Raw genomic sequence first — 6,017 nt, forward strand, 5'->3', positions numbered from 1 at the left:
AATCATGAAATCGGCAAGGTGCATGTCGTCTCCGAAGAGGGGGAGGCATGCGCCTTGTTGTCGTGCCGCCGCCGGCCGATCCGCTTGCGGAGCATATGGATATCTCGGTCTCCTGGTGGGGGATCGGGGTCGGTTTCGAGCCTCGCGACGAAGTGCTGCAGAAGCTTGAGAACGATTTCAACGTGACATTCAAGCCGATCGACATCGGCTGGGACAACTACAAGGAGAAATCGCAAGTATGGGCGGCGGCGGGCCAACTGCCCGATATCATTACGCACAGCATCACCAGCGACACTCCGGCGATCTATAACGAGTGGGTTAATCAGCAGTTGATCCATGCGCTTCCGGACGATATGAGCGCTTATCCGAACCTGAGCAAGGTGTTCGAGATCGAAGGCGTCGACAGCATCCGGCGCGACGGCAAGCTGTATGCGATTCCTCGCATGACGTTCCCGACCGACCAGATGTGGGCGGTATGGGCGGTAGACGGGGCCGTCTACGTCCGCAAGGACTGGATGGAGAAGCTCGGCATCGAAGATCCGCAAAACTTCGACGAGTTCAAGGCGCTGCTGAAGGCGTTCGTCGAGCAGGACCCGGACGGCAACAACAAGAACGACACGCAGGGCATCGTCATGAACACATTCGGTTACTTCAAGAACGTCTTCTCGGCTACGTTCCCGGAATTCGGCAACAAGGGCTGGCTGAAAGAGGACGGCAAATGGATTCCGTTCTATGCTTCCTCCAAGATGGACGAGGTGCTGCGCCAGGCTCGCGCGCTGTATAAGGAAAAGGCGCTGGACCCGGATTTCGCGGTCGCCAAAGCCGGGGAACGGAACCAGCAATTCTATCAGAACAAGGCGGGCGCGCTCGCGTTGACGACGAACGGCGTATTCGGGGCCAATGGGGTCAAGGCGGAATGGGAGAAGAACAACCCGGGCCTGAACTTCTACGACCACGTCAAAATTTTGCACCCATGGGCCGACGCGAACGGCGTCAAGTACCGCAACGTCAACAGCCCGTGGTGGTCGGAGAGCATGATCAACGCCGAAGTCGACGACAATAAGCTGGATCGCATTTTGCGCATCTACGATTGGCTGCTGTCTCCCGAAGGGAAGGAGCTGTTCGATTACGGCATCGAGGGCAAGGACTACACGAAGAATGCCGACGGAACGTACACGATTACCCGTCCGAAGGATGGAGACCAGTTCATTGATTTGAAAAAATACTATCCTTCGATGGACATCATCTCCCAGCTGGCGGCATGGCGGAACGCCGCGATTCTGGAGGACAACGAGGCGAACCGAGCGGCGTTCGGCGACGATTCGGTGGAGTTCGTCAAAAACGAGCTGAAGTGGATGGAAGAGAACACGCAGCCGATCCCGACCGCTTTCGAAATTTACACGATGAGCACGCCGGCCAAGGACAAGCTGTCCACGATCAACTTCGACGACGACTTCACGCGGGTTATCCTTGGCAACGACGATCCGGTCGAGATGTGGAAGACGGTGCTGAAAGGCTACGAAAGCAAAGGGCTGAATCAGGCGATCGAAGAAGTGACCGCCGAAATGGCCAAGTTCAATAAGTGATGCGAGAGACTGCTCCCGAGTTCGATGGATTCGGGGGCGGTCTCGTTCCATTAGTTTTTTCTAATGAAACATTTGGGAACGCAGGCGCGTCTGTGAGATTGAAGCAAGGGCGGGAAGGTCTGCCGGAAGGCTTCAACCGATTTCCGAAAGGAGAATTGATGATGCAGAAGAAAAAACTGTTGGTCGTACTGACTGCCGTAGGACTGTTGGGCACGAGCGCCGCTGCGGCCGTAGGCGCGAGCGGACTGGTCGGCAAAGTTACCGGGGTGTTCCATAAAGATATCGTCGTATCCGTGAACGGGGACAAAACTTCCTTGAATCCGGTCTACATTAACGGAAAAGCGTACTTGCCGGCGCGCGAAACGGCGACCGAGCTCGGATACACGCTGAACTGGAATCCGAAGACGAAGGAAATCCAAATCAACTCGAAGGAAGAGCAAGCGGTGGAATACTTGAGAATGGTGGGCGTGATCGTCGATATCGCGCCGACGGACAAGGAAGGGCAGTATCGGATCGAGCTGCTCGGTCACGGGGACCAGCGCTGGATGATCCTCTACGTCGACAAGGACACCGAGCTGACGAACGAGAGCGGCCAAGCGATCGCCGTCGCCGACCTGGAAGCGGGAACGCGGATCATGGCCGAGTTCGGCCCGGTCATCGCGTTGAGTTATCCGGGGCAGTCCCATGCGAGTAAAGTTGTCGTCAGCGGACCGTCGCTCGTCAAGGAAGACGTCATCCAGTCGGTCGAGAAAACCGAGGACGGCTGGCAAGTGAAGTTCGGCGAGACGAAGGACGGACAAACGACGACGTCGATCGTGCTGAATGCGAGCAGCGGCACGGGCGTCATGACGACGGAAGGCTTCGACGTTCCGTTCGCCGATCTGAAAGCCGGAGACAAGGTTCGCGCCTACTACGGTCCGATCATGACGAAGAGCCTGCCGCCGCAAAGCCCGCTTCACTATCTCGTCGTGCTGACCGAGAAGGAGCAGCTCGCTCCGGCGACGGTCGAGGAGTATCGCGAGCTGAGCTGGAAGAGCATTCCTGAAGATCAGAAGTCGCACGTAACGACGAAGAAGGAAGACGCTCGGGTCGAGGAAGTCGATTCGGGGAATATCAACGTGATGCTCGCGACGGACGAACAGAAGAAGAAGCTTAAAGAGATTCAAGCCGTGAACGGCAAGGTGATCTCCGTCGTGTACAGCACGGACCAGGACGCCCTGATCGGGCCGATCGTCATGATCTTCGATCCGGAATCGAAGGCGTTCCTCGGCATTCTTCCTCGGAAGTAATCGGGAGTCTGCCGCCGGCGGCGGGCCCGACAATTGAACAATTAACAAGCAGGAAGAGGCTGTCCCGTAAATAGAGTCGTACAAGATTATCGATGAAAAAGAAGGGCATCTATCTCCTGGAGACTGCCTGATACGGTCCTGAAATTACATTGCGACGGGTTTATCGTTCCCATTTCAGGATCGTATAGCAGCGGAAGGAGATAGATGCCTATTGCCATGCATCCATCGATAATCGTTCAGTACGACTTTCTTTACTTGTGGGACAGCCTCTTCGTTGTCGGGACCGATTTGAACCGCCAAGCCGTATCCGCACGAATTGGCCATCGTATGCTATAATAAGGGGTGATGTAAACACTGCAAGCGAGCGGAGGATGAGGACAAGTGCTAGACCGTCTGCAAGTTTTGGCGGATCGATATGAGAAGCTTAACGAATTGCTGAGCGATCCGGACGTGGTGAACGACTCCACGCGGCTTAGAACCTATGCGAAGGAGCAGGCCGGGCTGGAGGAAGCGTACCGCGCTTACGAAGAATATAAGCAAGTGCTGGCGCAGCTGCAGGATGCGAAAGCGATGCTGGAGGATAAATTGGACGACGAGATGCGCGAGATGGTCAAGCTCGAGATCGAAGAGCTGGACGAACGGCGCGCGGAATTGGAAGAGAAAGTCCGCTTCCTGCTGCTGCCCAAGGACCCGAACGACGGCAAGGACATCATCGTCGAAATTCGCGGCGCGGCCGGCGGGGAAGAAGCGAACCTGTTCGCGGCGGAGCTGTACCGGATGTATGCCAAATTCGCGGACAGCCAAGGCTGGCGTACGGAGATGCTGGAAGCGAGCGTGAGCGATCTCGGCGGGTTCAAGGAAGTCATTTTCTCGGTCAGCGGACCGGACGCCTATCGCAAGATGAAGTACGAGAGCGGCGCCCATCGCGTACAGCGGGTTCCGGAGACGGAGTCGGGCGGGCGCATCCATACGTCGACCTCGACGGTCGTCGTCATGCCGGAGGCCGAAGAGCTGGACATCGTCATTCACGACAAGGATATTCGCGTCGATACGTTCTGCTCCAGCGGAGCCGGCGGCCAGTCGGTCAATACGACGAAGTCGGCCGTACGCGTCACTCACGTACCAACGGGCATCGTGGCGACTTGCCAGGACGGCAAATCGCAGAACGATAACAAGGATAAGGCGCTGCAGGTGTTGCGGACGCGGATCATGGACGTCAAACGTCAAGAAGAAGAGGCCAAATATTCCGGCGAACGACGGGAGAAAATCGGAACCGGAGATCGCAGCGAGCGGATTCGCACGTACAATTTTCCGCAGAGCCGGGTGACGGATCATCGGATCGGCCTCACGCTGCACCGTCTGGAGTATGTGCTGAACGGCGACATGGACGAGATCGTCCAGGCGCTGACGCTGGCCGAGCAGGCCGAAATTCTTGAACGCGAGCAGATGAAGCAATAATGGAGGGCTGGGCGTGAGCTTGGAACGAATTTCTGGCCGCCCGCCGACGTTGGGAGAAGCCTGGCGAGCGGGCGCGGATCGACTGGGGCAAGCCGGGGTCGAGGAAGCGAACGCGGACGCGGAGCTTCTTCTTCTTTATGCTCTGGGCGTCGGGAAGGCGGAGCTGCTGCGGGATTGGCGGGAACCGTTTCCTCCCGGGAAGAGGGAGCAATGGGAGGAACTGCTGGAGCGGCGGGCGACGGGGGTTCCTGTTCAGTATGTGATCGGGGAGCAGTTTTTTTACGGGCGGGCATTCGAAGTGACGGAGGCGGTGCTTATTCCGCGTCCGGAGACGGAGCTTCTGGCTGAGGCCGTGCTGCAGGCCGGGGATTTGATCTGGCCGCCGGAGAGCGGCGACGGGGCCGGGGAGGCTGCGAAGGGGCAGGCGGCAGCTTCAGCCCCCGCCCCATTCGCTCCCATCGTGCTGGACGTTGGCACGGGAAGCGGCGCGCTGGCGGTCACGCTGGCGGCGGAACGGCCGTTCTGGCGGGTGACCGCGTCCGACTTGTCGGAGGCGGCGCTGCAAGTGGCTCGCGGCAATGCGCGTAAGCATGGGGCGGACGGGCGCATCTCGTTTGTTCAAGGGGACTTGCTGACGCCGTTTCTGAAGTCTGCTGCGGACGGTGGACTTGTCGTCGATATTCTCGTGTCCAACCCTCCGTATATTCCGTCGTCGGACATCCCGGGCTTACAGCGCGAGGTACGCGATCACGAGCCGCATCTGGCGCTGGATGGGGGCGACGACGGGCTGAATCCGTATCGGACGATGGCAGGGCAGCTAAAGGAGTTGCCGCAATTGCCGCGAATCGTCGCTTGGGAGGTCGGAGCAGGTCAGGCTCGCGATGTCGCGGAGCTGTTGAGGGCTGCGGCAGATTGGGCGGAGATCCGCTTTGTTGTGGACTACGCCGGCATCGAGCGGCATGTGGTGGCGGTTCGGTGAGTTCCGGATACACAAACGGAGTCATAAAAAGGGTATCCCCTTAGCCAAGTTGCTAGGGCGAGTATGCAACCTCCGAGGAAAGCAGATATTGCCGAATTTTCGTTCCATGCAAGGAGCTTTTGTGAAGGCGTACCGGAGGTGCGTCAAGCAAAAGTGACGAAGCAGGGCGTAAAGGCGGGGATAGATGCCGCTGAGCCGGTTTGCATACACGCCCTAGAGAAGAAACAGGGAGGGAACGGATAAGCGCGCTGTGCGTGCTTATTGGTTTGTGCTGGGGCCGGAGGCGGGGGATAAGCGCGCTGTGCGCGCTTATTGGTCTTTGCTGGGTCCGGTGGCGAGGGATAAGCACGCCGTGCGGGCTTATTGGTCTAGGCTGGAGCCGGAGGTGGGGGGATAAGCACGTCGAGCGTGCTTATTGGTCTGTGCTGGAGCCGGAGGCGGGGGATAAGCGCGCTGTGCGTGCTTATTGGTTTGTGCTGGGGCCGGAGGCGGGGGATAAGCGCGCTGTGCGCGCTTATTGGTCTTTGCTGGGTCCGGTGGCGAGGGATAAGCACGCCGTGCGGGCTTATTGGTCTAGGCTGGAGCCGGAGGTGGGGGATAAGCACGTCGTGCGCACTAGCGTTGCATAAATGCTCACATAGTGAACTGGATTGTATTCCTATTACTTTGATTTCATATATTTACAGTTCCATTCTAGCCACTCAA

General features: G+C 58.2%; 4 protein-coding genes. All 4 read left to right on the forward strand.

Annotated elements, in window-relative coordinates:
• Positions 1 to 47: 47 nt before the first annotated feature.
• The 4 genes from B0G52_RS17100 (at position 48) to prmC (ending at position 5,312) form a co-directional block, all read left to right on the forward strand.
• Positions 48 to 1,586, forward strand: a complete 1,539-nt coding sequence (locus B0G52_RS17100; RefSeq protein ID WP_094046451.1) for a type 2 periplasmic-binding domain-containing protein — start codon at positions 48 to 50, stop codon at positions 1,584 to 1,586.
• Positions 1,587 to 1,747: 161 nt separating this feature from the next.
• Positions 1,748 to 2,875 (forward strand): stalk domain-containing protein, encoded by a 1,128-nt coding sequence (locus tag B0G52_RS17105; RefSeq protein ID WP_158223747.1) that lies wholly within the window; start codon positions 1,748 to 1,750, stop codon positions 2,873 to 2,875.
• 381 nt (positions 2,876 to 3,256) lie between these two features.
• Positions 3,257 to 4,333: a peptide chain release factor 1 gene (prfA, locus tag B0G52_RS17110; protein ID WP_094046455.1), complete on the forward strand. Its 1,077-nt coding sequence runs from the start codon at positions 3,257 to 3,259 to the stop codon at positions 4,331 to 4,333.
• 7 nt (positions 4,334 to 4,340) lie between these two features.
• The gene (gene prmC / locus B0G52_RS17115) at positions 4,341 to 5,312 is read left to right on the forward strand and encodes a peptide chain release factor N(5)-glutamine methyltransferase (protein WP_369827076.1); all 972 of its coding nucleotides are present in this window, start codon (positions 4,341 to 4,343) and stop codon (positions 5,310 to 5,312) included.
• The last annotated feature ends 705 nt before the right edge of the window (positions 5,313 to 6,017 follow it).

The sequence above is a fragment of the Cohnella sp. SGD-V74 genome, from assembly GCF_003001675.1.
GTDB lineage: Bacteria > Bacillota > Bacilli > Paenibacillales > Paenibacillaceae > Cohnella.